Below are 24495 nucleotides of genomic sequence, written 5' to 3' on the forward strand. Positions count from 1 at the left end.
AGGAGGAATTATGGCTAAAAAATTAGATACAGATAAAGATACATTAGACATCAGTAATCAGCTAGTAGAAGAATTATTATCAAAAGCAGATCCATCGGAGTTATTTGGTCGAGATGGTTTATTTCAACAGCTAAAGAAGCAAATAGTTGAGAAAATATTAGCAAGTGAGTTGGATCATGAATTAGGATATTCAAAACATAGCAAGATGCCAAAAGTAGATAATAATCGTCGTAATGGTAGCTATGAGAAGACAGTAATTGATGGGGATGGTCGTAAGCTGACAGTAGAAGTACCAAGAGATCGGGAAGGAGAGTATAATCCTCAATTAATACCAAAAGGGCTGAGGAGATTTAATGGATTTGATGAGAAAGTGATATCCCTTTATGGTCGCGGTATGACAGTCAGCGAGATCCGAGGGCATTTAGAAGAAATATATCAAACTGATGTATCTGGTGACTTGATATCCACCATAACAGATGGGGTGATAGAAGAAGTAACTAGGTGGCAAAATCGTTGTTTAGATAGGGTGTATCCAATATTATACTTGGACTGTATCTATGTAAAATCTAGAGACAATCACATAGTAGTTAACCACTCTGCACTGCAAGTGCAGAGCTTAATATTACGGCATGAATGCCTCATGTATGTACTAACTTAAAAGTTAGAAACTATTTGTGTATGGCTCATTTAGAAAGTGTCACAACACAAAAAGAATATATCTGTGAAGTGTAAGATTTTGTTAAAAAATATCTTATCTTATCTTATCTTTTCTTGATAAGTGATGTGGTTATAGTTTTCCGGACAGTTAATAGGAGACAATATTAACAGAAAGGAAGTACAAAAATGACTAATAGCAAACCAAAGGTTTATCCGGCTGAATTTAAAGAGTCAGCAGTTAAATTAGCAATTGAGTCCAAGCGACCTGTGTCACAAACAGCTAAAGAGTTAGGTATTACTAGAAATACTCTATATACTTGGGTAGATAAATATTCCAAACCTAAAGAATCAATAATGCGAACAGATGAACATCTCTATGATGAATTAAAAAGATTAAAGAAAGATTTAGCTAGGGTAACGCAGGAGCGTGATCTATTAAAAAAGGCTGCCGCGTACTTTGCGAAAGAGTCCCAATAAAGTACGCATGGATAAAGAAGCATAAAGGTGATTTTTCAACTGCGATTATGTGCAAATTTATGAAAGTATCACGTAGTGGCTATTATGAATGGTTAACTACCCCTGAATGCAATAGGGACAAAGAAGATAATGCTTTAACCTGTAAGATTAAAACAATTTTTCAAGAAGGTAGAAGGAATTATGGATCTAGACCCATTAAAAAGGAACTATCTAGACACGGTATAATTGTTAGTCGGAAGCGGATTGCAAGGCTAATGAATGAAGCTGGTTTAGTATGTAAAAGCAAACATAAATTTAAAGCAACTACTGATTCTAGTCATAATAAGCAAGTTGCTCCTAATTTATTGGATAGAAAGTTCAAGGTCTATGCTGCTAATTGTTATTGGGTTGGGGACATCACATATGTTCCAACTGAAGAAGGTTGGCTGTACTTAGCAACCGTTATTGATCTATTTTCTAGGAAAATTATAGGGTGGTCAATGAATAGTAACATGAAAGCTGATTTAGTTAATAATGCTCTGCTAATGGCAATATGGCAACGTAAACCACCTAAAGGACTTATTTGGCATACTGATAGAGGTAGTCAATATTGTTCTGATAGCCATTCAAAACTTACAAAACAACATGGTATTATACAGAGTATGAGCGGTAAAGGAAATTGTTGGGATAATGCTGTTGCTGAAAGCTTTTTTCACACTATAAAAACAGAACTAATTTATCAATATAAATTTAAAACTAGGGAGGAAGCAAAATATGCCATATTTGAATATATAGAAGTATTTTATAATCGTATAAGGATGCATTCAACTAATGACTATCTATCACCTGTACAATACGAGAAAATGCAAAAATGTGCCTAAACAAACTGTCCGGAAAACTGTTGACAGATCAAAGATATTTAAAATTTATGTTGAAACGACGCACTGCAAGTGCGGGGTTTTTCTCCCAAAGTGGGACAATAAATAAAGCAGTATATTTAGCACTTGCTGTAAATATAGAAACCTGAGTTTGACGTAAGAAAGAACATTTGAAAATTAAGAAGGGAGGGATTATAAAGTTCTCTAATAATAATGACAAAATTGGAGAATATATTATGATCCCTCTTACGGAGATTTTCTGCTTAATTGATGATTTTTGCAAGCATTTTGATACGGAGCGAAATAAATATATATTACCAAATCCTAACCGTAAGCGTAAAGTGGGCTGCAGTATAGGACTCTCAGAGATTATTACTATTATAGTAATGTTTCACTTGAGTCACTACCGTACCTTTAAAGATTTTTATTTATGCTGCCTATGCCAAAGTTATAGAAAGGAATTTCCAAAACTTGTGAGCTATAGTCGTTTTGTTCAGTTAATGCCAATGAGCTTCATGCCCATGGTGTTACTGCTAAAAAGCCTAACAGGAAAACAAACTGGTCAATATTATATCGACTCTACTAAACTTCCTGCTTGCCATAATTTAAGAATTAATAGACATAAAGTATTCAAAGACATAGCAAAAAGAGGTAAGACTTCCACTGGGTGGTTCTTTGGCTGTAAGCTACATATTGTCATTAACAGTTGCGGAGAGATTATGAGTTTTTCTTTAACTCCTGGAAATGTCGATGATAGAGCAGTGGTGGAAAATTTAGTAGATAAATTACAAGGCTGGCTTTTTGGTGATCGTGGGTATATCAGTAAAAAACTCACTCAATCCCTTGCTAATCAAGGTTTAGAACTAATAACAAAAATTAAAAGTAATATGAAAGAAAGAATAATAGATCCTATTAAAAAGCAGTTTTTAAATAAAAGGCACATTATTGAAACCATTAATGATCAATTGAAAAACCTTTTTCATATAGACCATACAAGGCATAGATCTGTTATGAATTTTCAAACTAATGTATTAGCTGGGCTACTTGCCTATGTTTTCAAACCTAATAAAATTTCTGTAGCTTTTGGAAAATTAAACAATCTCAACCTTCATCTTGCATCAAACTGAGGTTATAGAAGGGAAAAAGGAGTTACTTGGCATTTGGATAGGCAAAAATGAAGGTGCTAAATTTTGGATGCAAGTAGTTACTGAGTTAAAGAATCGAGGAATTGAACAAATTTATGTTGCTTGTGTGGATGGTTTAAAGGGCTTTCCAGAAGCTATAAGCAGTGTATTCCCGAGTACTATAGTACAATTATGTATTGTACATATGGTTCGCAATTCAGTAAAGTATGTGTCATATAAAGATTTAAAAGAGGTCACATCAGATCTAAAACAAATTTATACAGCTAATAATGACGAAATGGCACGTTTAAAACTTCAGCAATTTGGTGTAAAATGGGATAAAAAATATCCGGTAATTTCTGATATTTGGCAACGTAATTGGTCTGGGATAATACCGTTTTTTGCCTTTCCTGAAGAGATCAGAAAGGTAATTTATACTACTAACACTATAGAATCTGTAAATCGTCAAATTAGAAAAATTATCAAAAATAAGGGGGTGTTTCCAGATGATAAGTCAATTCAAAAAATAATATTTTTATCCCTACAAAATGCAGCCAAAAAATGGACCATGCCTATTAAAGATTGGTCTTTAGCTTTAAATCAATTTGAAATACTTTGTGGAGATTTTAAATATGATTTATTGGAAAATAAAAAATGAGGCTCTGTACAAATAAGTGTGTAAATTTTTTAAAGGTTATATAAAAATATAATATAACAAAAGGAGAAATTATAATGCACCAAAAACAAAATGAAGCAATGAATCAAGCGATAGATTTATTAATAAATAATGATACAGATATATCAACATTACTTAAAGAGGATGGTTTATTAAAACAATTAACCAAACGGCTTGTAGAGAAGGCATTGCAGTCAGAGATGAATAATCATTTAGGATATGATAAATATTGTCATACTGATAGTGATAATGTTCGTAATGGTAGGAATGTAAAGAATCTAGTAACAAATAATGGAGTTGTAGAGATTGAGGTTCCAAGGGATAGAAGTAGTACATTTGAACCTGCATTAATTCCGAAGCGTCAAAGACGTATTGAAGGATTTGATGATAAAATAATATCATTATACGCTAAAGGAATGAGCTTATCTGATATTAAGATTCAAATGCAAGAATTGTATGGAGCTGACGTTAGCGAAAGTTTGATAAGTCAAATTACTGATGATGTAATTGAGGATGTCAAGATATGGCAAAGCCGACCATTGGATCGAGTATATGCTATAGTATTTTTTGACTGTTTAGTAGTAAAAGTACGTCAAGATAAACGAATTATCAATAAGTCTGTATATGTAGCATTAGGTATTGATTTATCTGGAAGGAAGGATATTTTAGGATTGTGGATCAGTGAAAATGAAGGAGCGAAATTTTGGCTTGGTAATTTTACTGAGATGAAGAACAGAGGTATGCAAGACATGCTTATTGCTTGCAGTGATAATTTAACCGGTATGTCTGAGGCAATAGAAGCAGTTTTTCCGAAAACCGAACATCAATTATGTATTGTACATCAGATTAGAAATAGTTTAAAATATGTATCATATAAAGACCGAAAAGAATTAGCGTCTGATTTAAAGCCTATATATACTGCTAGCACGGAGGAAGAAGCACATCTTGCTTTAGAATCTTTTGAAGCTAAATGGAGTAAACAGTATCCACAAATTGCTAAATCTTGGTATGTTCATTGGGAAAATTTAATGGTTTTTCTAGGATACCCTGAGGCGATAAGGAAAGTAATATACACAACTAATAGTGTAGAATCTGTCAATAGCCAATTACGTAAGGTTACTAAGAATAAACGGGTTTTTCCAAATGATAATGCTGTTTTTAAGACCTTATATTTGGCAATTGATTATATGACCAAGAAATGGGTTATGCCGATTCCAAACTGGAACGCAGCTATGGCTCACTTTTTGATAAAATTTGAAGGTAGAATTTAAGCCCTATGAAAAATTTACACACTTAATTAGAAAGGCTCAAAAATGAACTTACACAAATTAAATGATTGACTCAAAGATTCTAAAGCAAGATGTGCTTCTTCCTCTGTGCTAGCAGTATATATAGGCTTTAAATCAGCCGCTAATTCTTTTCGGTCTTTATATGATACATATTTTAAACTATTTCTAATCTGATGTACAATACATAATTGATGTTCGGTTTTCGGAAAAACTGCTTCTATTGCCTCAGACATACCGGTTAAATTATCACTGCAAGCAATAAGCATGTCTTGCATACCTCTGTTCTTCATCTCAGTAAAATTACCAAGCCAAAATTTCGCTCCTTCATTTTCACTGATCCACAATCCTAAAATATCCTTCCTTCCAGATAAATCAATACCTAATGCTACATATACAGACTTATTGATAATTCGTTTATCTTGACGTACTTTTACTACTAAACAGTCAAAAAATACTATAGCATATACTCGATCCAATGGTCGGCTTTGCCATATCTTGACATCCTCAATTACATTATCAGTAATTTGACTTATCAAACTTTCGCTAACGTCAGCTCCATACAATTCTTGCATTTGAATCTTAATATCAGATAAGCTCATTCCTTTAGCGTATAATGATATTATTTTATCATCAAATCCTTCAATACGTCTTTGACGCTTCGGAATTAATGCAGGTTCAAATGTACTACTTCTATCCCTTGGAACCTCAATCTCTACAACTCCATTATTTGTTACTAGATTCTTTACATTCCTACCATTACGAACATTATCACTATCAGTATGACAATATTTATCATATCCTAAATGATTATTCATCTCTGACTGCAATGCCTTCTCTACAAGCCGTTTGGTTAATTGTTTTAGTTAACCACTCTGCACTGCAAGTGCAGAGCTTAATATTACGGCATGAATGCCTAATGTATGTACTAACTTAAAAGTTAGAAACTATTTGTGTATGGCTCATTTAGAAAGTGTCACAACACAAAAAGAATATATCTGTGAAGTGTAAGATTTTGTTAAAAAATATCTTATCTTTTCTTGATAAGATATTTAAAATTTATGTTGAAACGACGCACTGCAAGTGCGGGGTTTTTCTCCCAAAGTGGGACAATAAATCTATCGCTTGATTCATTGCTTCATTTTGTTTTTAGTGCATTATAATTTCTCCTTTTGTTATATTATATTTTTATATAACCTTTGAAAAATTTACACACTTATTTGTACAGAGCCAATTCTTGAAGTTCTACCTGAGTATATAATCTGAATGAATAACGATTGAACTGCTAGTTCAATTCATTAAACTCTACTCTAGCAAATAATTTTATTTGAAGTAGAGAGAGTTCAGAATGATCTTTTGAACCTTCTTCTGCTAATTTATTGGCTTTAGTTAAAAGGTCTAAATCTCTAGCTAGATCAGCGAAAAAGAATCTTATTTCACCACTTTGCTTTGTTCCTAATATTTCTCCGCTACCTCTTAGGAGCAGATCTTGCTCTGCTATATAAAAACCATCATTGCTGTTTCTCATCACTTCAAATCTAGATTTTGCAACCATAGTTAATTTTTGAGGATCATATAGAAGAATACAATGAGATTGTAAAGTTCCACGTCCAACTCTACCTCTTATCTGATGTAACTGAGCTAAACCAAACTGTTCAGCATTTTCTATGACTATTAAGGTTGCTTCTGGTACATCGATACCCACTTCAATTACAGTTGTAGCAACCAAGATTTTAATATTACCATTCTTAAATTGGTGCATAATCATATCTTTTTGCTCATTTTTCATTTTGCCATGTATTATACCTGTAATGTTAGGGTAGGCATTCTCAATGGTAATTAGTCTAGTATTGATGTCGATTAATTCTGTATTTTTTGCCTGTGTTGTTAACTCTCCATCATTTTGATCGATAAGGGGACATATCCAGTAAATTTTCTCTCCAAATTTTAGCTTTTTATCTAAAACTGAGATTACATCATTTAGCTTGGTCTTTGGCAATATGCTAGTAATAATTGGTAGTCGATTTTTTGGTTTGCTTGTTAATTTAGCAATATCCATATCTCCAAACATGGTCAAAGTAAGACTTCTAGGAATAGGGGTTGCGGTCATCACCAAAACATCGGGATGAGAGGCTTTATTAATTAAATCTAACCGTTGTTGTACACCAAATTTATGCTGTTCATCAATGACGATATAACCTAAATTTTTAAAGTTTACTTTTTCTTGAAATAATGCATGAGTGCCAATTAATATATCAATATCTCCATTTTCTAGGCTTGATAGAACTTTGTTTCGTTCTTTGGTAGATATTTTTCCAGTAAGTAAACCAAGCCTTATTCCGGTTTCACTTAAGGCTTTAACGAAGAATTGGTAATGCTGGTTTGCTAATAAATCGGTAGGGGCCATTAGTGCAGCTTGAAATTTATGGTATGATACAGTGACCATTGTCAATAAAGCTACTAGGGTTTTACCAGAACCAACATCACCTTGGAGTAAGCACATCATTTCTGTAGGAGATAATTGATGTTTTGCAATTTCCTCAATCACGTTCTTTTGGTCAGGTGTGAGTTCAAAGCTTAATGTCTTAAGTATTGCTTGTTGTAACTGACTAGACCCGGTAAATGAATTACCTTGTTTTAATTTTGTTTGTTGGCGGAGATATTGTAATGAAATTTGGTTAGCAAAAAGTTCTTTTTCTGCCAATTGTCTTAAAGCTTGAGTATGTAATTCTTCTAATTGCTTAGTTTTAACCTGATATAAATGTAAAGTTTTTAAATCTTCTAATAATGATTTAGTATAATCCTTTACTTCTTGAAAACTCTCAGGAATACAGCACCACTCTTTCTCAAACAAATCAAGCCCCTTTATTATATAGGAATAAAGTTGCTTATTAATTATCCCATAGGTCAAAGGATATATTGGTTCTAGGGGGCTGGTAAGTTTTTGAGCCAAAATAAATATTGGGTGGACTATTTGAGGTAAGCTAGAGAAAACTTGTACTTTACCATTAATTGTATGTTTACTGCCTATTGTAAGTTTACTTAGAATAAAATAAGATGGTCTATTAAAAAATATCAGCAGAATTGAGCCAGTTTCATTAGATCCTAAGATTTTCAAAGGCTGTTTTTTGTTCTTAGGCACAAGAACTTCTTCTATTGTTATTTCAGTTTGAATTAACTGACCATTTTTTAGTGAAGATAAATTTGGTGAAATTATTTTAACTTGATAAGAAGTAGGGCGGTAAAATAACAAATCTCTTAAATTGATTATTCCCAATCTTTTAAGTCCAATAATTATATTATCACCAACGTTAATACGTAATTTAATTGGTAAGAAAAAAAACTTATTGATAGTTAACATATTATTTTTTTAATTAACCTGAATTCGATGTAATATACTCAAATGATTTGAAAAATTGGATTTGAAAATGAATGGTGAGCAGGCGTAGCAGGCGTAGCGTACATATAGTATAGTTACGCATGCGAGTCCATGATATTTTCAAAAAACAATTCGTAGGAGCAGAAGAGTATATTAACTTGGTTATATCGAACCTAGGTTAATAATAACTATATTTGTTCGCAGCATCTAGAGTTTAGTGCATAAAAATATCAATATCGTTCCATCCTACTAGGTCTAAGTTGGCTCTAATAGGTAAAAACTTAAAAATTTGTTTTGCAATATCTAACCTATTTTCGGTCAGTAACATATCTTGCAAGATAGCACGAAGTTGATGTAGGTAAAGGACGTCTTTGGCGGCATATTCTTTTTGTTCAGCTGTAAGATCAAACCTTCCCCAATAGGAAGACTGTTGTTGTTTAGAAATTTGGACTGCAAGTAGTTCGCGGCATAAGTCTTTTAAACCATGAGTATCAGTATAGGTTCTAACTAGTTTAGAAGATATCTTTGTACAAAATATGTTCTCCAAATCTATTCCAAGATATTTTATTATTGCTGCTAAATCAAATCTAGCATAGTGAAATATTTTGCATCGATTCTTATCAAGCAATAGTTTTTTTAAATTAGGTGCTGCGTAATTCTTGTCAATAAAGTTTACTAAGTAAGCCTTACCATCTCCATTACTCAGTTGCAAAAGGCATAACCTATCCCTATGTAAGTTTAACCCCATCGTTTCTGTATCGATTGCTAGGTCTCCTGCAATATTAAAATCTTCCGGGAGATCATTCTGAAAAACTATAATACTGATAATAACCTCCTAAGTTATTTTATGGTAAAAACCTGTTCTTTTGGCGACGCTACCCCTAGAACTCTTCTTGCTTCTTGGTCAAGCATATCTCTATCTAGAGATTCTGGTCTAAGTAGTTTTACTTTATGTTCAAGTTCAATGCGTTCTGCCCTTAAATTTTCTAGTTCACTATAGGTTTTTTCGAGTCGTTGATTTAATCTAAAATAAGCAATAATCCCTCTATTACCACAAATAGAATGGAAGATAAAATAAGCTAATAATAAAGATAGCAAAACATTAAATATTATTTTTTTGGAATTTTTAACTGAATCAATAAAATATTGATAATTCATAATATTTTAATAATAAAAATAATATTGGGGCGGTAAGAATTATGCTATCAAATCGGTCTAGAACACCGCCATGACCTGGTATTATAGTACCAGTATCTTTTATAGCAAATTTACGCTTAAAATATGAAATAAATAAATCGCTCATTTGTGCTATTAGTGCTAAACAAATAGCTGCTATAATTAAGTGCCGTTTGTTTAATAAATAGTCAGTTGGTAAGTCAAAGCTAGGTACTAAACTTAATAAAAATGCTGTAAGCCCACTAGCTAATACCCCTATGATTAATCCACTCCAAGTTTTGTTAGGACTAATCTTGGGGGTCAGCTTAGGTCCGCCTATATTCTTCCCAGCAATCATAGCAAATATATCAACTGACCATATTATAATGAAATATAGTAATAATAGCCATCGATTTTTATCTTCAGTAGCAATTATTATTAAAGATATAGTGGGAATGGGAATGATAACAAAGCCCAGTAATATATGGGAAAAGGACGATTTTGTCATTTGATACCATTCATATGACATAATTATGGCAATTAATAACATAATTATATAAAATAATGACTTAATGAACATTATCGCTATAATAAATACTGGTCCTATTACTAGGGCTGATAATATTCTTACTACTATATTAGACCTCTTATCTAGCACCAAAATTCCTTTTTCTTTTTGAATAATCGTTTAATGCTTCTAGTATATCTTGTTTGTTAAAGTCAGGCCAGTATTTAGGTAAAAAATATAGTTCAGCATAGGCAGCTTGCCATAGTAGAAAATTACTGATTCTACATAGACCACCAGTACGAATTAACAAATCTACATCAGGCATTCTTGGATCATATAGATAATTACCAAACTCATTCTCGCTAATTTGTGTTTTACTAGAATTGATGATTTTCTGGCATGCGTCAACAATCTCTGCTCGCCCGCCATAACTAAAAGCAATACAAAGAGTTATGTTATTATTATGTTTTGTTAATTCTATAGCATCATGGATTTGTTTTTGTAACATATTATCTAACATATCCAATCTACCGATAACTTTTATTTTGACTCCGTTTTCGTGTAGTAGTGTAGTCTCATTTTTTAGATAATAACGTAATAATTTTAGTAAAAATGTCACTTCAGTCTTTGACCTACGCCAATTTTCTGATGAGAAAGTATAAAGTGTCACGTAAGGTATATTAAGTTCTATAAAATCTGGTAATAATTTCTTTACTCTATTAGCACCTGCTCTATGTCCCTCAGATTTTGGTAAGCCTTTTTCTAAAGCCCACCTTGCATTACCGTCCATGATAATGGCTAAATGATTTACTTTGTTGATTGTATTCATATTTATTGTATATACGCTGGGATGACTCGAAGTTATCACCATTACTATGGCTCAGGTTAGCTATATAATAACACAGAAATGCCATTAATGAACATATATTTGCGGTCAGTTATAGGAAATTTTCATCGTAATAGATCATTTATGGATACTTTACTTCTAGTTCCTTTATCCACCTGTTTAACGATTACTGCACAATATAAACTTGGTTTTCCTGAATCAGCAGGTAAGCTGCCTGGTACTACAACTGAGTAGGCCGGAACTCTACCATAAATTATTTTTCCACTTTCCCTATCTACTATCTTGGTAGATGCACCAATAAATACTCCCATACTAATTACACTTCCTTCTTCTACTAAAACCCCTTCTGCTATTTCTGATCTTGCACCTATAAAACAATTATCTTCAATTATTACCGGGGTATCTTGTATTGGCTCTAGTACCCCACCAATACCTGTTCCGCCAGAAATATGACAATTCCTTCCTATTTGTGCACATGATCCTACGGTGGCCCAAGTATCAATCATTGTTCCTTCTCCTATATATGCACCTATATTAATAAAAGAAGGCATAACAATAACGTTTTTAGCTAAATATGCCCCCGTTCTTATAAATGCTCCGGGAACGATACGACAGCCATGGGTTCTAAATAATTCTTCATTATGATTTGTAGCAAATTTGGGAGCAATTTTATCATACCATTTCATACAATCACCAGAATGGATTTGCGAATCAGTTACAATAAAATGTAATAAAATTGCTTTTTTTACCCAAAGATTAACTTGCCAATCAGCTCCTTCTTTTTTACAAACCCTAATTAACCCTTGATTCAAGCCATCAATAATATCCTGCAATATTTGTTTGGCATAATTAGTTTTTTCTGCATCTTGAGTTAATTTATCGCGTATTTGCCAAAATTCTTCTATAGTATTAATATGTTTTTGCATAACATCCTTGCTAAATTGTAAAAAAAATCATAATTTACTTTATTTTTAAGTCAACCTATATACTCAAATTTGAGTATACAAATTAGAGCACGTAAATGAGTATTGCTTGCCCAAATTGTAACACTACCTTTATAGTTTCAAAAGAACAAATAGGTATGACTGGTAGGAAGGTCAAATGTTCAAAATGCCACCATATATGGTATCAAAAGGCAGAGCTTGATCAGCAAGAACCTCCCATTATATCAGATAATACCACAAAAAACGCTAGCACTAATGAAAATAATAAAATATATTTAACTAAAGGTACTAACTTACCGGCTTTATTACCAACTAAAATTCCTGAGCAATCGCATATTTTATCTATATTATTGTGGCTTAGTTTAATTGTCTTCTTATTATTAATGTTATTTCACGAGAAGTTTAATATACCAGCTCTGTATAAAGAGAATAATAATATATTAACTATAAGAAATATACATGTTGAACAAAATAAAGAAATGGGACAAATTAAAGTTTCCTACAGGATAAGTAATACTTCTGACCATGATGTGACAATACCACTTATTCGGGTTAGATTGCTCAATAAAAAATATGTAACAGTAAAATCCTATATAATGAATCAAAAAAATATTAAATTGCCACCTAAGCAACATATCGACATCGCTACGTATCTTGATGTAGTTCCTCGTTCAAGTGAGTTGTTAAATATTATGCTTGGTAATAGTTTGGATTTCATATTACATTAGACTTCTTTTGAAAGAGACTTATAATCAATTCAAATACTCCCATAACATAACCGGAAGTTCGATGTAACAAGCTACATCGAACTTCCGTGATATATATAGAAAAAAATGAATAAACAAATTATATACCCTAAACTAATTCCTAGGCTCTTTGCTTCTTGCCTAGATTCGTTTTTGTTGTCAATTTTTACAACTCCGATCACCCACTTTATGTTATCTAGACTGTCTTTATTTTTTTTTAAAGCTAGTATAGCGGACATACTAATAATGGGTAGCACGAAACCGGAGTTAGTTCAAAATGTAACTGCTAGTAATGTTCTTACATTATTTATTTTAATGTTTATAATTAATTTTGCCCTAACTGCAACATATTTTATTGGTTTTTGGATTTATTTCGGTGCTACTCCAGGAAAAATGATTATGCATATGAAAATAGTAGACGCAATCACTCTTGGAAAACCTAGTAAATGGCAATTAATTAAAAGATTTTGTGGATATGTATTAGTGCTAGTTGGTATTTGGTTTATACTATTTTCTAAACAACGCCAAGCTTTGCATGATAAAATTGCTGGAACAGTGGTTATTAAAAGTTAAAACACAATAGTATTAATTTTAAAAGTTGTAGTAGTATCACTGGATTATTAGTAGTAAAAACGATGCCATCCAATATGATTTTTCATTTTACTTGATAATCAAGTTATAAGTAGTAAAGGTATGCTAAAATGAATAAACTAAATGAAATAGATCAGTTGATCTATCTTTTCTCCAAACTACCTAGTCTTGGTCAAAGATCAGCAAGGCGTATAGTCCTGCATCTTTTACAAGAAAAAGACGTTAGGTTAAAAGGTTTAATTTCAGCTCTTTCTTACGTAGATAATAATGTTGTCAAGTGCGATATTTGTGGCAACATAGATTCTCATCATATTTGTAGAGTATGTTCATCTGATGATCGCAACAAATCTATTATAGCAATTGTTGAAACAGTGACAGAATTGTGGGCAATAGAGCGTAGTGGCATTTTTAATGGATATTATCATGTACTAGGACATAATTTGTCAACTGCAAATAGCCATAATTCTAAAGCATTAAGACTACCAGAATTACTAGCTAGATGCCAAGAGAATAACATTAATGAAATAATTATTGCAACTAATTCTACCTTAGAAGGTCAAACTACAGCTTATTTCATTACTGAATATTTCAAAGATTATACTATCAAAATATCAAGATTAGCTAGCGGCATTCCAATAGGGGGAGAACTAGACTATTTAGATGAAGGAACTTTATCAGCTGCAATAACCTTAAGACAGCCTTTTGACTAATTTATTGTCCCACTTTGGGAGAAAAACCCCGCACTTGCAGTGCGTCGTTTCAACATAAATTTTAAATATCTTATCAAGAAAAGATAAGATATTTTTTTAACAAAATCTTACACTTCACAGATATATTCTTTTTGTGTTGTGACACTTTTTAAATGAACCATACACAAATAGTTTCTAACTTTTAAGTTAGTACATACATGAGGCATTCATGCCGTAATATTAAGCTCTGCACTTGCAGTGCAGAGTGGTTAACTAAAAATTATTTATTGTGTTGAAAAATTTAATATAATATATAAACTGTTGGTTAGATATTATATTAAATTTTGTTAATAAATTATCAAAGATTACTAAATTAGAATTATTTATATGAAATGTTAATTTGAAATTTTTAGATATTTTCATTAGTTTATTTTATATTTTACCTTGCATATAATTATTTTAACTAAAGTAAGCATATGTACCAACTTTTTTGGACTATTTTAGTCATACTTTTGATTCCTGTAGTTCTTTATATTTGCAGGTACAAAATGTTTTCGTGGTTTAATTTAAGAAATAATTCAAAAACTAAAATATTAGAATTAGAACAAAAGATATCAGAGCAAGATAATATTTTGAATCACGTTACTCACGAAATTAGGACTTCGATACATGGGGGAAGTAGTATCGCTCAGTTTTTATATGAAAATTGGGATAAAATGGATGAGCAAGAACACGTAAAGTATGTCAGTATAATAGCTAAAAATAATCAACGTCTTATTAAATTAATTAATGACCTACTAGACCTATCTAAGTTTAGTACCGGGAAAATGCAGTTTAATTTTGTTGCTATGGATCTATTATCTTCTATAAAAGAGACCGTGCAGCAACTTACAGAATTAAACATAATTAACGATCGAATTAATATTATTCTTATTGATCATAGTATTACAAAAGCAATGATTAATGGAGATTAAATTAGGATTAACCAATTATTAAATAATTTATTTAATAATGCACTCAAATATACTAAGGAAGGATTAATTATAGCGGTAATTGATTTAAAAAATCATGAAAATATTCCTTATTGGTGCTTTAGCCTAATCGATACAGGTATAGGAATTCCAGACTCAGAACTTGAGACTATTTTTGAAGTATTTACTCGTAGTTCACGAACTAATAATAATTTTCTTGGTACAGGTGTTGGTTTATCTATTTGCCGAGAAATTGTACTGGCTCATAATGGTTATATTTATGCCGAGAATAACCGTAAAAGAGGAACAAAATTAGAATTTATGATTCCTGTATACGATAAAAAAGAGACATAAAATGCTTACAAAGGATAATATTGCAAAAGTATTTACTATACTTTTTGTTGATGATGAACCAATTTGCCATGACGTAATAAACTTAGTGCTACATTATGAACAAAAATATAAAATTATCAGTGCTTATTCCGGACAAGAAGCAGTTAATTTATCTAAAACACATGCTAATACAATAGAGTTAATATTTCTTGATATTTCTCTTCCTGATATGACAGGTTGTGAAGTACATAAACAAATAAGAAGTGATGAGAACCTTGCACATATTCCTATAATTTTTCAAACTGGTTTGTCTAGCAATCATCAGGAAATGCAAAAGCTCTTACAAGAACAAGCAACATACCTAATCCATAAACCTTATAAAAACGAAGAACTGCTTGAAACTATAAGGCAGTTCCATAACTAGATACATACTCAAAGCAAAAGAGTATACTCATTTATAAGGCAATTAGATATAAGATAAATATTCTTATATCTAATTGAGGTTACTTAGATATTATATGTTTATTTTTTAATAATGAAACAAGGTCACCGTTTTCATACATCTCACGTACTATATCGCAGCCACCTATCAATTCCCCTTTTATATAAAGCTGTGGTATGGTAGGCCAATCACTGAAAGATTTGATATCTTCACGTAAGCTAGGATCGGTTAAAACATTAATATCACGAAATTCTACGCCAAGTTTTTTTAAGATAGAAACAACGGTAGCAGAAAAACCACATTGAGGAAAATTGGCAGTGCCTTTCATAAATAATACAATATCATGATTAGCAATTTCATTTTTTATAAAATCAAAATTTCTATTCTCTAACATTCCTAAACCTGATAAAAATTATAACTTCTTTTACTCTTAAATGTTATATTATGCAAGCTCAAATAGTTGATAAAATTTTTGAAATTTTAAGCCAAAATAATCCTACTCCCCGAACGGAACTAGAATATGTGAATAATTTTACTCTATTAGTAGCGGTGATATTATCCGCACAAGCAACTGATGTTTCAGTTAATAAAGCAACTAGATTATTGTTTGTGAAGTATAATACACCAGAAAAAATATTAGAGCTCGGGGAAGAAGGGGTAAGAACCTATATAAGATCAATAGGTTTATTTATAACCAAAGCAAAAAATATTGTTGCACTTTGTCGAATTTTGATAGATAAGTATGACAGCAAAGTACCTAACAATTTTGATGACTTAATTAAATTGCCAGGTGTCGGAAGAAAAACTGCTAATGTAGTATTGAATTGCCTCTTTGGTAAGTCAACTATCGCAGTTGATACGCATGTATTTAGAGTTTCTAAAAGATTAGGACTGGCAAATAGTAATACTCCCAAAAAAGTAGAACTTGAATTAGTTAAAGTTATCGATAAAAAATGGTTACAACATGCTCATCACTGGTTGATATTGCTTGGTAGGTATATTTGCAAAGCACGAGTACCAAATTGCCCTGCTTGCTCAGTTAAAGAATATTGTGAGTATTATGCTAATAATTTTCTGAAGTAGCAAACTGTAGATACACTTCTGCTTTAAAGAATTGCCTAGGAGTACGAGTGACAAGTTAACTAATCGTATATTTAGTATGTGAGTACGCAAAGTCCCGATAGTAAGACAATGCTAACACTTTAAAGACGAATAGTATACCAAACCTATTGCTTACGTAACCTTAGTTCGATATAAGAATTAATAATTCTTATATCGATACTTGCTTTGTTATTTATAAGGAAAAATGCACTCTTGGAGTGCTTCTGCGGGTGCATTTTAACTTTTTTCATCATTCAATATGTGATTTTAATTATTAAAATCACATATTGAATGGAGTATTATATTTTAACAATCAGGTGGGCAGCCACTTCAAACCTGATTGTTTCTATATATAATACTGAATTCGATGTAACTTGTTATTCTGAATTCCCATAGATGGAGAGGTGGCCGAGTGGTTTAAGGCACTCGCCTGGAAAGCGTGTTCACGGTAACGTGTCAGGGGTTCAAATCCCCTCCTCTCCGCCATTTTTGTACAAGTTGTTGTTTTTTCAAAAATATCGAACGGGAAACGTAGAGAGGTCTCAAGTTTTTTACCCCTCAGTTTGAGGTTCTGAAATACGAAATTTATCATTTTACGTCAGTTCGGGATAAGATATAGATGAAATAGTAATAGATAAAAGGATTGTCAAAAAGGAGTGCCTGCAGTATTTAGTCTGTCCGGCAAAACTCTATAAGTCTTATAGATAATAGGGTTTAATGGCAGAAAATAATAAAGAAATCCATAAGAAAATGTTAAAATATGCTAATAAACCTTATGGATTTCAGTCAATATGCCAATAGAAAATATTATCAAATCACAAAAACAAGGAAAACTTTTTGGTTATAAATTAAAAGAAGAATTAAACTCAAATAATAAGCTATATAAATTAAGAGAATTAATAAATTGGTCTGGTCTAGAAGAATGGTTATCAAAAAATGTTTCTATTAAGAGATTTGGTAGAAATAGAAAATGTCATAGAGTGATGCTTGGTGTAACGATGCTACAAGCAATGTATAATTTTTCAGATTCATTAGCAGAGGAAGAACTAAAAGAAAACATGTATTGGCAATATTTCTGTGGGTGGGAATATATAGAAACAGATATAGCGATGTCGGAAACTAGCATAAGAAGATTTCGTAATTTATTAGGTGAATCTGGATATAACGAGATATTAGCAGAGTTGATAAGAGTTGGAATAAGAACTAACACAATTAAAAAAAAAGATTTGGAATTGATAATTGCTGATACAACGGTACAAATTAAGAATATCAAGCACCCACATGATGTTTATAGTCACCTTTTTGGTTAAAACCCCCAGCTTCAGCTGGGAAAGACTTCAGTCCTTGTTCTAATATTTCAATTCACTATAACTTGAATATATGATATTTTAATATACATGAAGAGCTTGCTCTTATGTATATTAAAATATCATATATGACAGATTATCACAAGACTAGCCACACTGTATTTTACCATCGCTTTCATGTTGTTTGGATCACTAAATATCGCTACAAAGTATTGCAGGGTAACTTATAAGAATTAGGATCAGAGAGATAGCACAGGCATTAGTAATATCTCTTTAGAGTAATAGCGACTTCCAGTCTAGATATCAACCCACCAGCTTCAGCTGGTTGTTATTGAGTATAAAATTTTATCTGAGTCTGTCCTATAGTTTGTGTAAGTTGCAAAGAAAGCAGTAAGAGATTACTGTAAAAAAAGTAACTTAAGCAAGCAAGGAGGAATTATGGCTAAAAAATTAGATACAGATAAAGATACATTAGACATCAGTAATCAGCTAGTAGAAGAATTATTATCAAAAGCAGATCCATCGGAGTTATTTGGTCGAGATGGTTTATTTCAACAGCTAAAGAAGCAAATAGTTGAGAAAATATTAGCAAGTGAGAAACTGGACTGATTTTTCAAGACAAATTTTTCACTAATTTTGTTTCCCATTTTACATAATTTTTAAGCTGCATTTTGTAAGTAATCAAGATACACGTTCATCGGTTTTTTATAACCAATACTTGAATGGAATCTTTGATTGTTATATTTATCCATGTATTTATCAATACCATCTTTAAGTTCTGCGATATTTTTAAAATCATTTATAAATATACAATTATATTTTAAAGTTCTAAAAAATCTTTCAATCACAATATTATCAATGCTTCTACCCTTACCGTTCATTGAGATTTGTATATTATTCTCTTTTAGAATTCCCGTATGCTCATGTCCAGTATATTGACTACCCTGATCACTATTGAATATTTGTGGTGCAGGGTATTTATTCAGTGCATCTTTTAATACATCGGTTACAAGTGATGCATCCATAGAATTAGATACTTTATAACTTAGTATTGCCTTACTATGCCAATCTATAATCGCCACAAGATACATAAATCCTCCGTTAGTTCTAATATAAGTAATGTCACCACTCCACACTTGATTAACATAAGGTACATGAATAGTTCTATTCGTTCCTGATTTGTGCCAGTACGGCTCAAGCAAATAGCTATAAATTTTATGTTGACCATCCTTCACAGAAGTAGATTGCTTTTTATGAGGATGAATAGCTTCTATACCCATTATTCCCATATATTTAAGCACCCTATCTCTGCCCACATTAAAGCCGTCTTCCAATAATTGTTTGTATATATAACGATAACCATACTCAGGGTTATCCGTATATATTTCATCTATTCTATTTAAAATATCAAGATTATATAAGCTCATTACTTTAGCTTTATAATATACTCCAGATCTGCTTATCTTTAATAGTTCACATTGCCTTGTCTTTGCTAACGTACTCAGCTTGGGGTCGACAAGACTTTTCTTATTTGATAAGTCCAAGCTGTTTAGCTTTCCCACCGCCCAGTCCCTCTCGACTGTAGCCTTACCTAATGCTTTTGCAAGTTCATCGTTTTGATTCTTAAGTTCACTAATCTGCCCTTTGTACTCACTAACAGCTTTTGCTGGCTCAAATGCCAATGACGCATTATCTAAAAATTGTCGTTTCCAGTTTTGCATAGTTTTAGCCGTTACTTCATATTTGACCGATAACTGACCTATTGTTGATTCTTCTTTTAACATCTCTAATACTATTTTAGTTTTTGCTTCTGCACTAAAATTTTTAATTTGTTTTTTACCCATTTGTTTCTCTTTAATTTTATTTATTATTCTATACTTATTGAGAAACAAAAAGGTTTTGTCGCATCTATAAATCATACTACATCAAGATTGTTAAAACTAAGGTTTTGGACATTATGATGCCATTAACATAGCAAAATTCTCAAAAGTAGAAAGATTATCATTAGCTCCAATTATTTGTCTTTTTTGCATCATACGAATATTTTCTATACCGGTAATAGTCATTTCTGCAGAATGAAAACTCTTAAAACCAAGCATTGGCTTTGTACGTTTTTTGATAAACCTATGATCTTGTTCTACAAGATTATTCAGGTATTTGGTCTGAATAACCTTAATTTTATAATCTTTAGGAACTTCTGTATTCAAATCATTAAGAGCAGCCGTATTACTACCGCTTTTATCAATTACTACTTTCTCAGGAAAATTATTCTCTCTAAAGGCTTTACGAAAAAATGCAAGTGCTGCAGGCTTGTCTCTATGCTTACGTAGCAGAAAGTCTACAGTATTACCAAGACTATCTAGTGCTCTATATAAATAAACCCATTTACCGTTTAATTTAATATAAGTCTCATCCATTCTCCAACTACTACCAACTGGCTTCTTTCTTTTTCTAACCACCTGATCTATCAATGGTACAAATTTTATAACCCATCTTTGTAATGTAGAGTGATCAATTTTTGCTCCCCTTATACTCATCATTTCTTCCAAATCTCGATAACTTAAAGAAAATCGGCATTTCATATAGACAAATAACATTATTATTTCTGGTGAAGAACAAAATCCTTTGAAATATGATAATAATCTTGCAGTAATACGAAACATCTTAACATCTTTTTTAGATCATTATATCAATCTTTTTTCTATTGTCCAACATATGCGACAGAACCATAACGGTTGCTAAGTACAGCCAACCTTCTTCAGTTGGAACATATGTGATGTCCCCAACCCAATAACAATTAGCAGCATAGACCTTGAACTTTCTATCCAATAAATTAGGAGCAACTTGCTTATTATGACTAGAATCAGTAGTTGCTTTAAATTTATGTTTGCTTTTACATACTAAACCAGCTTCATTCATTAGCCTTGCAATCCGCTTCCGACTAACAATTATACCGTGTCTAGATAGTTCCTTTTTAATGGGTCTAGATCCATAATTCCTTCTACCTTCTTGAAAAATTGTTTTAATCTTACAGGTTAAAGCATTATCTTCTTTGTCCCTATTGCATTCAGGGGTAGTTAACCATTCATAATAGCCACTACGTGATACTTTCATAAATTTGCACATAATCGCAGTTGAAAAATCACCTTTATGCTTCTTTATCCATGCGTACTTTATTGGGACTCTTTCGCAAAGTACGCGGCAGCCTTTTTTAATAGATCACGCTCCTGCGTTACCCTAGCTAAATCTTTCTTTAATCTTTTTAATTCATCATAGAGATGTTCATCTGTTCGCATTATTGATTCTTTAGGTTTGGAATATTTATCTACCCAAGTATATAGAGTATTTCTAGTAATACCTAACTCTTTAGCTGTTTGTGACACAGGTCGCTTGGACTCAATTGCTAATTTAACTGCTGACTCTTTAAATTCAGCCGGATAAACCTTTGGTTTGCTATTAGTCATTTTTGTACTTCCTTTCTGTTAATATTGTCTCCTATTAACTGTCCGGAAAACTATAACCACATCACTTATCGCACTCTTCTTCATTACCACCATTCCCGTTATCAGATTCACTTGGCGGTTCTTTTAATGAATCTGAACTATCTTTTTTTTGTTATCTGCCTTAAAACCAATCAGCATTTCCTTAAGCTTATTTATACTGATATTTGATGATGCTAGCTTGTCTATTAGCTCATTACAAAATTTCACAAGTTCTACTATCGTTTGCTGTTCATCTCCCGTTAATGAACTTTCCTTGACATGTTGTATTAGTTCTTCTCGTTCTTCAGCACTTAAGGTCGCTACTTTTGGTTTTTTCATTTGATTAATTATCATTATTATTAATATTTCAAATGTTATAATATAATTGGTACTTTTTCAACTAGTTTTTATTACAAAACTTACGCTATGTTATCTCAAGTATGACTAAAAACCTTGGCTGAAAGCCATTTTTTCATAGTAAAGAATTTTAATAATATCTCAGTACAAAGCCACTTATCATAAAACATAGCGTAAGTTTTGATTAATCGGTGATATTTGCATAGTAGAAACCCAAATTTATACAATAAATTCATACTAGCAAAAAAATTAGATAGTGTTACGCAGTTTTGCTGCAAGTATACGTATCAATACCTCCATATCAAAGTGTCAGCAAGCTGGTACAATATTTGAAAGGTAAGAGTTCTAGAAAGATTCAGCAAGAATTTCCGGAATTAAAAAAGAGATATTGGGGTAAGCATTTATGGGCTACAGGATATTTTGTAAGAACTACAGGTAATGTCACAGATCAGATGATCAAAGCCTACATAGAAAAGCATGAAGGTAAAGATGATGCTGTGGGAGACTTTCAAGTTGAAAATTAGCTGAGGCTAAAGACATTTATGCCGTAATATTAAGCTCTGCACTTGCAGTGCAGAGTGGTTAACTGACTAATTCCTTTATGTTAAATTTTTCTAGAGTTATAGCAGTTAATGCAGCATTTTTTCTTAAAAACTCAAGAACATGATGAGAATAATCAAGTAATCTTTCAGCACAATTTACTATAGTTTTTAGGTAATGCTTTCTCTCTGTATCTTGCTCTACTTCATACAGAACGGTTATTAAAGCAAAAATTCCACTGCAAGGTATTTCTATACTATGACCAATATTACGAATTAAATCTATTCTTATTAATTCATCTATTCTTATTAATTCATCTATTTTTAGTTTATTTTGTGTTTCTTGCAATTCTAGTTGTATTTCTCTATATCTAATAATATCAGCATAATTTCCTTGTGGAGCTATTTGACCAGCTTGATCTGATGGTATTAATGTGACAGTTGTGGGAGCTAGCTGTAAAATCCAGTTTTTTTCTATAGAATTTTCTATTTTATTGTTATCTTGTTGTTGATTTTCATTATTAATTGTCATAGCATACCTCTTACCGTTTTCGGTTGTGAAAATAGGTGTCACAGAGGTTAAAGGATTAAAATTTTGTCTTTTTAATTTAACCTCTGTGTTTGACACTACACCACGTAGCATCATTCACACAGATATCACCACGATTCCTAGAAGTACAGAGGATTTTCCAAGCTTTTTAATAGATTTTTGCACAATATAATAAACAGCTGTATAAATGAGACAGCTAGGATTTAATGAATATAGTATTTTTATATTAAATATAGAAAAAAGCCTTAAAATTAGCAATTTTTCTAGCATTTAACCTTATTTTTTACTATAATCTATAGTAGAATATTTAGTAAATAACTTCATGTCAGTAACTATAGAAAAAACACCACCATTCATCCAATGGGTTGGTGGTAAAAGAAAAATTGTTGATAAATTAATTAAATATATTCCTTCAGGAGTAAATAATTATGGTTTTGTCGCATCTATAAATCATACTAGCTCCCACGGATTTTATTAACTCTTCTATCTTTTTTCTTTTATGAAAGTTAATATTGTCCATTACTACTACTTGCCCTTGCTTTAATTCTTTTATCAAAAAATCTCTTACATAAGTTTCAAATAGCTCACTATTACAACTTCCTTCAAAGACTAAAGGGGCAATAATATCTTTATTACAAAGAGCAGCTATCATAGACACCCTTCTTTTATGTTGAAATATTTTCTTACCATAACATCTTGTTCCCTTTTTGCTCCATCCATTTATAAGACATGCATTATCCTCTATGCCAGATTCGTCTAAATATACTATATCTTTTAGTGCTGTATCTTTTATTTTCTCTATAAATTCAGTCCTTGAATTCTCATCTCTTTTAGGATGAATAAAAGTTTTTTTTATATGTGTAACCCAATTTTTGAATAGCTCTCCAAATAGTAGTAGGTGCATATTTTCCTGATACTTTAGCAAGCTCTTTTAAGCTCTTATCTTTATTATTATCGATAAACTCTTTTATGTCGGTTATCTTAATACTGTGACCTTTTTGATAATTCTCCTTAGGTTTTATATCACCTGTTCCTTTTTTTATATCTATCCACTTATGCAAGGTTTGCCTTGAAATATTAAGTGATTTTTTAACCTTAGTTATACTTAATCCTTCCTCTATTAGATTTAAGGCTCTTATTCTTAGTTCATACGGATATGGCTTACTCATTTCTAGTAGTTAACCACTCTGCACTGCAAGTGCAGAGCTTAATATTACGGCATGAATGCCTCATGTATGTACTAACTTAAAAGTTAGAAACTATTTGTGTATGGCTCATTTAGAAAGTGTCACAACACAAAAAGAATATATCTGTGAAGTGTAAGATTTTGTTAAAAAATATCTTATCTTATCTTTTCTTGATAAGATATTTAAAATTTATGTTGAAACGACGCACTGCAAGTGCGGGGTTTTTCTCCCAAAGTGGGACAATAAAATTTTATTTACTTATATCTTATTACTATTAATAATACTAAATG

At 31.6% G+C, this 24495-nt stretch carries 33 protein-coding genes, 1 tRNA gene and 3 pseudogenes; 21 read left to right on the plus strand and 16 right to left on the minus strand.

The annotated features are described in order from the left end of the window. Positions 1-10: 10 nt before the first annotated feature. The 7 genes and pseudogenes from AAHN00_RS07920 to AAHN00_RS07950 all read left to right on the plus strand — a co-directional run bounded on the left by AAHN00_RS07920 (position 11) and on the right by AAHN00_RS07950 (position 5062). Positions 11-658, plus strand: coding sequence for a transposase (locus tag AAHN00_RS07920; RefSeq protein ID WP_342270936.1), 648 nt, complete (start codon positions 11-13; stop codon positions 656-658). Between the two features lie 185 nt (positions 659-843). Further along, positions 844-1134, plus strand: a complete 291-nt coding sequence (locus AAHN00_RS07925; protein ID WP_342270937.1) for a transposase — start codon at positions 844-846, stop codon at positions 1132-1134. Between the two features lie 11 nt (positions 1135-1145). Further along, positions 1146-1994, plus strand: coding sequence for an IS3 family transposase (locus tag AAHN00_RS07930; RefSeq protein WP_342272570.1), 849 nt, complete (start codon positions 1146-1148; stop codon positions 1992-1994). After that, the gene (locus tag AAHN00_RS07935) at positions 1985-2140 is read left to right on the plus strand and encodes a hypothetical protein (protein WP_342270938.1); all 156 of its coding nucleotides are present in this window, start codon (positions 1985-1987) and stop codon (positions 2138-2140) included. The genes AAHN00_RS07930 and AAHN00_RS07935 overlap by 10 nt, the downstream gene beginning before the upstream one ends. A gap of 87 nt (positions 2141-2227) precedes the next feature. Continuing rightward, a complete protein-coding gene (locus tag AAHN00_RS07940; RefSeq protein ID WP_342270939.1) occupies positions 2228-3118 on the plus strand; it encodes an IS982 family transposase in 891 nt (296 codons plus the stop codon). 4 nt (positions 3119-3122) lie between these two features. Beyond that, positions 3123-3773, plus strand: a pseudogene (locus AAHN00_RS07945) (IS256 family transposase); the annotation flags it as partial. A 74-nt stretch (positions 3774-3847) separates the two neighbouring features. Continuing rightward, positions 3848-5062 (plus strand): IS256 family transposase, encoded by a 1215-nt coding sequence (locus tag AAHN00_RS07950; RefSeq protein ID WP_342270940.1) that lies wholly within the window; start codon positions 3848-3850, stop codon positions 5060-5062. Positions 5063-5088: 26 nt separating this feature from the next. Here the strand turns inward: AAHN00_RS07950 and AAHN00_RS07955 are convergent, their stop codons facing one another. Continuing rightward, positions 5089-5895 (minus strand): IS256 family transposase, encoded by an 807-nt coding sequence (locus tag AAHN00_RS07955; RefSeq protein ID WP_342270941.1) that lies wholly within the window; start codon positions 5893-5895, stop codon positions 5089-5091. 155 nt (positions 5896-6050) lie between these two features. Between AAHN00_RS07955 and AAHN00_RS07960 the strand changes: the two genes are divergently transcribed. Further along, complete coding sequence (locus AAHN00_RS07960) at positions 6051-6206, plus strand: hypothetical protein (RefSeq protein ID WP_342270942.1); 156 nt, start codon at positions 6051-6053, stop codon at positions 6204-6206. Between the two features lie 156 nt (positions 6207-6362). On the opposite strand, the gene AAHN00_RS07965 is transcribed toward AAHN00_RS07960, so the two are convergent. The 6 genes from AAHN00_RS07965 to dapD form a co-directional block, all read right to left on the minus strand. Continuing rightward, positions 6363-8438 carry an ATP-dependent DNA helicase RecG gene (locus tag AAHN00_RS07965; protein ID WP_342270943.1) on the minus strand — a complete coding sequence of 692 codons (2076 nt, stop codon included), beginning with the start codon at positions 8436-8438 and terminating at the stop codon, positions 6363-6365. Between the two features lie 232 nt (positions 8439-8670). Further along, positions 8671-9282 (minus strand): ribonuclease H-like domain-containing protein, encoded by a 612-nt coding sequence (locus AAHN00_RS07970; RefSeq protein ID WP_342272619.1) that lies wholly within the window; start codon positions 9280-9282, stop codon positions 8671-8673. Positions 9283-9296: 14 nt separating this feature from the next. Beyond that, the gene (locus AAHN00_RS07975) at positions 9297-9614 is read right to left on the minus strand and encodes a septum formation initiator family protein (protein WP_342270944.1); all 318 of its coding nucleotides are present in this window, start codon (positions 9612-9614) and stop codon (positions 9297-9299) included. Then, positions 9592-10296 (minus strand): phosphatidate cytidylyltransferase, encoded by a 705-nt coding sequence (locus tag AAHN00_RS07980; RefSeq protein ID WP_410521443.1) that lies wholly within the window; start codon positions 10294-10296, stop codon positions 9592-9594. The genes AAHN00_RS07975 and AAHN00_RS07980 overlap by 23 nt, the downstream gene beginning before the upstream one ends. After that, a complete protein-coding gene (uppS, locus tag AAHN00_RS07985) occupies positions 10259-10948 on the minus strand; it encodes a polyprenyl diphosphate synthase (protein ID WP_341751339.1) in 690 nt (229 codons plus the stop codon). The genes AAHN00_RS07980 and uppS overlap by 38 nt, the downstream gene beginning before the upstream one ends. A 122-nt stretch (positions 10949-11070) precedes the next feature. Next, complete coding sequence (gene dapD, locus AAHN00_RS07990; RefSeq protein ID WP_342270946.1) at positions 11071-11892, minus strand: 2,3,4,5-tetrahydropyridine-2,6-dicarboxylate N-succinyltransferase; 822 nt, start codon at positions 11890-11892, stop codon at positions 11071-11073. 95 nt (positions 11893-11987) lie between these two features. Between dapD and AAHN00_RS07995 the strand changes: the two genes are divergently transcribed. From AAHN00_RS07995 to AAHN00_RS08015, 6 genes are all read left to right on the plus strand, one after another. Continuing rightward, positions 11988-12638 carry an MJ0042-type zinc finger domain-containing protein gene (locus AAHN00_RS07995; RefSeq protein WP_341755277.1) on the plus strand — a complete coding sequence of 217 codons (651 nt, stop codon included), beginning with the start codon at positions 11988-11990 and terminating at the stop codon, positions 12636-12638. A gap of 105 nt (positions 12639-12743) precedes the next feature. After that, positions 12744-13229, plus strand: a complete 486-nt coding sequence (locus AAHN00_RS08000) for an RDD family protein (protein WP_342270947.1) — start codon at positions 12744-12746, stop codon at positions 13227-13229. 128 nt (positions 13230-13357) lie between these two features. Next, positions 13358-13957 (plus strand): recombination mediator RecR, encoded by a 600-nt coding sequence (gene recR / locus AAHN00_RS08005; RefSeq protein WP_341747653.1) that lies wholly within the window; start codon positions 13358-13360, stop codon positions 13955-13957. Between the two features lie 527 nt (positions 13958-14484). After that, positions 14485-14910 (plus strand): sensor histidine kinase, encoded by a 426-nt coding sequence (locus tag AAHN00_RS08010; RefSeq protein WP_342270948.1) that lies wholly within the window; start codon positions 14485-14487, stop codon positions 14908-14910. Between the two features lie 6 nt (positions 14911-14916). Then, positions 14917-15261 (plus strand): sensor histidine kinase, encoded by a 345-nt coding sequence (locus tag AAHN00_RS15100; protein WP_410521444.1) that lies wholly within the window; start codon positions 14917-14919, stop codon positions 15259-15261. A 1-nt stretch (position 15262) separates the two neighbouring features. After that, the gene (locus tag AAHN00_RS08015) at positions 15263-15664 is read left to right on the plus strand and encodes a response regulator (protein WP_341751345.1); all 402 of its coding nucleotides are present in this window, start codon (positions 15263-15265) and stop codon (positions 15662-15664) included. Between the two features lie 79 nt (positions 15665-15743). Here AAHN00_RS08015 and grxD read toward each other — a convergent pair whose 3' ends face one another. Further along, positions 15744-16076 (minus strand): Grx4 family monothiol glutaredoxin, encoded by a 333-nt coding sequence (gene grxD, locus AAHN00_RS08020; RefSeq protein ID WP_342260359.1) that lies wholly within the window; start codon positions 16074-16076, stop codon positions 15744-15746. Positions 16077-16126: 50 nt separating this feature from the next. On the opposite strand from grxD, the gene nth reads away from it, so the two are divergent. The 4 genes from nth to AAHN00_RS08040 all read left to right on the plus strand — a co-directional run bounded on the left by nth (position 16127) and on the right by AAHN00_RS08040 (position 18699). Next, a complete protein-coding gene (gene nth / locus AAHN00_RS08025; protein ID WP_342270949.1) occupies positions 16127-16765 on the plus strand; it encodes an endonuclease III in 639 nt (212 codons plus the stop codon). Positions 16766-17181: 416 nt separating this feature from the next. Continuing rightward, a tRNA-Ser gene (locus tag AAHN00_RS08030) sits at positions 17182-17269 on the plus strand. A gap of 305 nt (positions 17270-17574) precedes the next feature. Next, positions 17575-18093 carry a transposase gene (locus AAHN00_RS08035; protein WP_342270950.1) on the plus strand — a complete coding sequence of 173 codons (519 nt, stop codon included), beginning with the start codon at positions 17575-17577 and terminating at the stop codon, positions 18091-18093. Positions 18094-18528: 435 nt separating this feature from the next. After that, positions 18529-18699 (plus strand): hypothetical protein, encoded by a 171-nt coding sequence (locus AAHN00_RS08040; RefSeq protein ID WP_342270951.1) that lies wholly within the window; start codon positions 18529-18531, stop codon positions 18697-18699. Between the two features lie 50 nt (positions 18700-18749). On the opposite strand, the gene AAHN00_RS08045 is transcribed toward AAHN00_RS08040, so the two are convergent. From AAHN00_RS08045 to AAHN00_RS08065, 5 genes are all read right to left on the minus strand, one after another. Next, a complete protein-coding gene (locus AAHN00_RS08045) occupies positions 18750-19934 on the minus strand; it encodes an IS3 family transposase (protein ID WP_342270912.1) in 1185 nt (394 codons plus the stop codon). 111 nt (positions 19935-20045) lie between these two features. Next, a complete protein-coding gene (locus tag AAHN00_RS08050; protein ID WP_342270905.1) occupies positions 20046-20753 on the minus strand; it encodes an IS6 family transposase in 708 nt (235 codons plus the stop codon). A 13-nt stretch (positions 20754-20766) separates the two neighbouring features. Then, positions 20767-21306: an IS3 family transposase gene (locus AAHN00_RS08055; protein ID WP_342272620.1), complete on the minus strand. Its 540-nt coding sequence runs from the start codon at positions 21304-21306 to the stop codon at positions 20767-20769. Continuing rightward, a complete protein-coding gene (locus AAHN00_RS08060) occupies positions 21264-21554 on the minus strand; it encodes a transposase (protein WP_342270937.1) in 291 nt (96 codons plus the stop codon). Before AAHN00_RS08060 ends, AAHN00_RS08055 begins: the two co-directional genes overlap by 43 nt. 123 nt (positions 21555-21677) lie before the next feature. Next, a complete protein-coding gene (locus AAHN00_RS08065) occupies positions 21678-21911 on the minus strand; it encodes a hypothetical protein (RefSeq protein ID WP_250310741.1) in 234 nt (77 codons plus the stop codon). Positions 21912-22201: 290 nt separating this feature from the next. Here AAHN00_RS08065 and tnpA point away from each other — a divergent pair. Continuing rightward, positions 22202-22453: pseudogene (gene tnpA, locus AAHN00_RS08070) on the plus strand (IS200/IS605 family transposase); the annotation flags it as partial. Between the two features lie 58 nt (positions 22454-22511). On the opposite strand, the gene AAHN00_RS08075 reads toward tnpA, so the two are convergent. Continuing rightward, positions 22512-23114 (minus strand): hypothetical protein, encoded by a 603-nt coding sequence (locus tag AAHN00_RS08075; protein ID WP_342270952.1) that lies wholly within the window; start codon positions 23112-23114, stop codon positions 22512-22514. A gap of 226 nt (positions 23115-23340) precedes the next feature. On the opposite strand from AAHN00_RS08075, the pseudogene AAHN00_RS08080 reads away from it, so the two are divergent. Further along, a pseudogene (locus AAHN00_RS08080) lies at positions 23341-23448 on the plus strand (DNA methyltransferase); the annotation flags it as partial. Here AAHN00_RS08080 and AAHN00_RS08085 read toward each other — a convergent pair. Beyond that, entirely contained in the window at positions 23431-23922 is a 492-nt protein-coding gene (locus AAHN00_RS08085; RefSeq protein WP_342270953.1) for a transposase, read from the minus strand. The pseudogene AAHN00_RS08080 and the gene AAHN00_RS08085 sit on opposite strands and share 18 nt — an antisense overlap. Continuing rightward, positions 23849-24187: a helix-turn-helix domain-containing protein gene (locus tag AAHN00_RS08090; RefSeq protein ID WP_342270954.1), complete on the minus strand. Its 339-nt coding sequence runs from the start codon at positions 24185-24187 to the stop codon at positions 23849-23851. Before AAHN00_RS08090 ends, AAHN00_RS08085 begins: the two co-directional genes overlap by 74 nt. A 116-nt stretch (positions 24188-24303) precedes the next feature. On the opposite strand from AAHN00_RS08090, the gene AAHN00_RS08095 reads away from it, so the two are divergent. Further along, positions 24304-24483, plus strand: a complete 180-nt coding sequence (locus tag AAHN00_RS08095) for a hypothetical protein (RefSeq protein WP_342270955.1) — start codon at positions 24304-24306, stop codon at positions 24481-24483. Positions 24484-24495 lie beyond the last annotated feature (12 nt).

Origin of the sequence: Candidatus Tisiphia endosymbiont of Parasteatoda lunata (genome assembly GCF_964030955.1) — a bacterium.
Classification (GTDB): Bacteria; Pseudomonadota; Alphaproteobacteria; order Rickettsiales; family Rickettsiaceae; genus Tisiphia.

Bases quoted from the DNA above. Each gene is read 5' to 3' on its own strand.
- uppS (WP_341751339.1), bottom strand. From the start codon at position 10,948: ATGAATACAATCAACAAAGTAAATCATTTAGCCATTATCATGGACGGT.
- AAHN00_RS08050 (WP_342270905.1), bottom strand. From the start codon at position 20,753: ATGTTTCGTATTACTGCAAGATTATTATCATATTTCAAAGGATTTTGT.
- AAHN00_RS08000 (WP_342270947.1), top strand. From the start codon at position 12,744: ATGAATAAACAAATTATATACCCTAAACTAATTCCTAGGCTCTTTGCT.
- AAHN00_RS07940 (WP_342270939.1), top strand. From the start codon at position 2,228: ATGATCCCTCTTACGGAGATTTTCTGCTTAATTGATGATTTTTGCAAG.
- AAHN00_RS07995 (WP_341755277.1), top strand. From the start codon at position 11,988: ATGAGTATTGCTTGCCCAAATTGTAACACTACCTTTATAGTTTCAAAA.
- AAHN00_RS07975 (WP_342270944.1), bottom strand. From the start codon at position 9,614: ATGAATTATCAATATTTTATTGATTCAGTTAAAAATTCCAAAAAAATA.
- AAHN00_RS07925 (WP_342270937.1), top strand. From the start codon at position 844: ATGACTAATAGCAAACCAAAGGTTTATCCGGCTGAATTTAAAGAGTCA.
- AAHN00_RS07955 (WP_342270941.1), bottom strand. From the start codon at position 5,895: ATGAATAATCATTTAGGATATGATAAATATTGTCATACTGATAGTGAT.
- AAHN00_RS07920 (WP_342270936.1), top strand. From the start codon at position 11: ATGGCTAAAAAATTAGATACAGATAAAGATACATTAGACATCAGTAAT.
- AAHN00_RS08015 (WP_341751345.1), top strand. From the start codon at position 15,263: ATGCTTACAAAGGATAATATTGCAAAAGTATTTACTATACTTTTTGTT.
- AAHN00_RS08010 (WP_342270948.1), top strand. From the start codon at position 14,485: ATGTTTTCGTGGTTTAATTTAAGAAATAATTCAAAAACTAAAATATTA.
- AAHN00_RS07950 (WP_342270940.1), top strand. From the start codon at position 3,848: ATGCACCAAAAACAAAATGAAGCAATGAATCAAGCGATAGATTTATTA.
- AAHN00_RS08045 (WP_342270912.1), bottom strand. From the start codon at position 19,934: ATGGGTAAAAAACAAATTAAAAATTTTAGTGCAGAAGCAAAAACTAAA.
- AAHN00_RS08090 (WP_342270954.1), bottom strand. From the start codon at position 24,187: ATGAGTAAGCCATATCCGTATGAACTAAGAATAAGAGCCTTAAATCTA.
- AAHN00_RS08060 (WP_342270937.1), bottom strand. From the start codon at position 21,554: ATGACTAATAGCAAACCAAAGGTTTATCCGGCTGAATTTAAAGAGTCA.
- AAHN00_RS08040 (WP_342270951.1), top strand. From the start codon at position 18,529: ATGGCTAAAAAATTAGATACAGATAAAGATACATTAGACATCAGTAAT.
- dapD (WP_342270946.1), bottom strand. From the start codon at position 11,892: ATGCAAAAACATATTAATACTATAGAAGAATTTTGGCAAATACGCGAT.
- AAHN00_RS08085 (WP_342270953.1), bottom strand. From the start codon at position 23,922: ATGCACCTACTACTATTTGGAGAGCTATTCAAAAATTGGGTTACACAT.
- AAHN00_RS07965 (WP_342270943.1), bottom strand. From the start codon at position 8,438: ATGTTAACTATCAATAAGTTTTTTTTCTTACCAATTAAATTACGTATT.
- AAHN00_RS08035 (WP_342270950.1), top strand. From the start codon at position 17,575: ATGCCAATAGAAAATATTATCAAATCACAAAAACAAGGAAAACTTTTT.
- nth (WP_342270949.1), top strand. From the start codon at position 16,127: ATGCAAGCTCAAATAGTTGATAAAATTTTTGAAATTTTAAGCCAAAAT.
- AAHN00_RS08075 (WP_342270952.1), bottom strand. From the start codon at position 23,114: ATGATGCTACGTGGTGTAGTGTCAAACACAGAGGTTAAATTAAAAAGA.
- AAHN00_RS08065 (WP_250310741.1), bottom strand. From the start codon at position 21,911: ATGAAAAAACCAAAAGTAGCGACCTTAAGTGCTGAAGAACGAGAAGAA.
- recR (WP_341747653.1), top strand. From the start codon at position 13,358: ATGAATAAACTAAATGAAATAGATCAGTTGATCTATCTTTTCTCCAAA.
- grxD (WP_342260359.1), bottom strand. From the start codon at position 16,076: ATGTTAGAGAATAGAAATTTTGATTTTATAAAAAATGAAATTGCTAAT.
- AAHN00_RS07935 (WP_342270938.1), top strand. From the start codon at position 1,985: ATGTGCCTAAACAAACTGTCCGGAAAACTGTTGACAGATCAAAGATAT.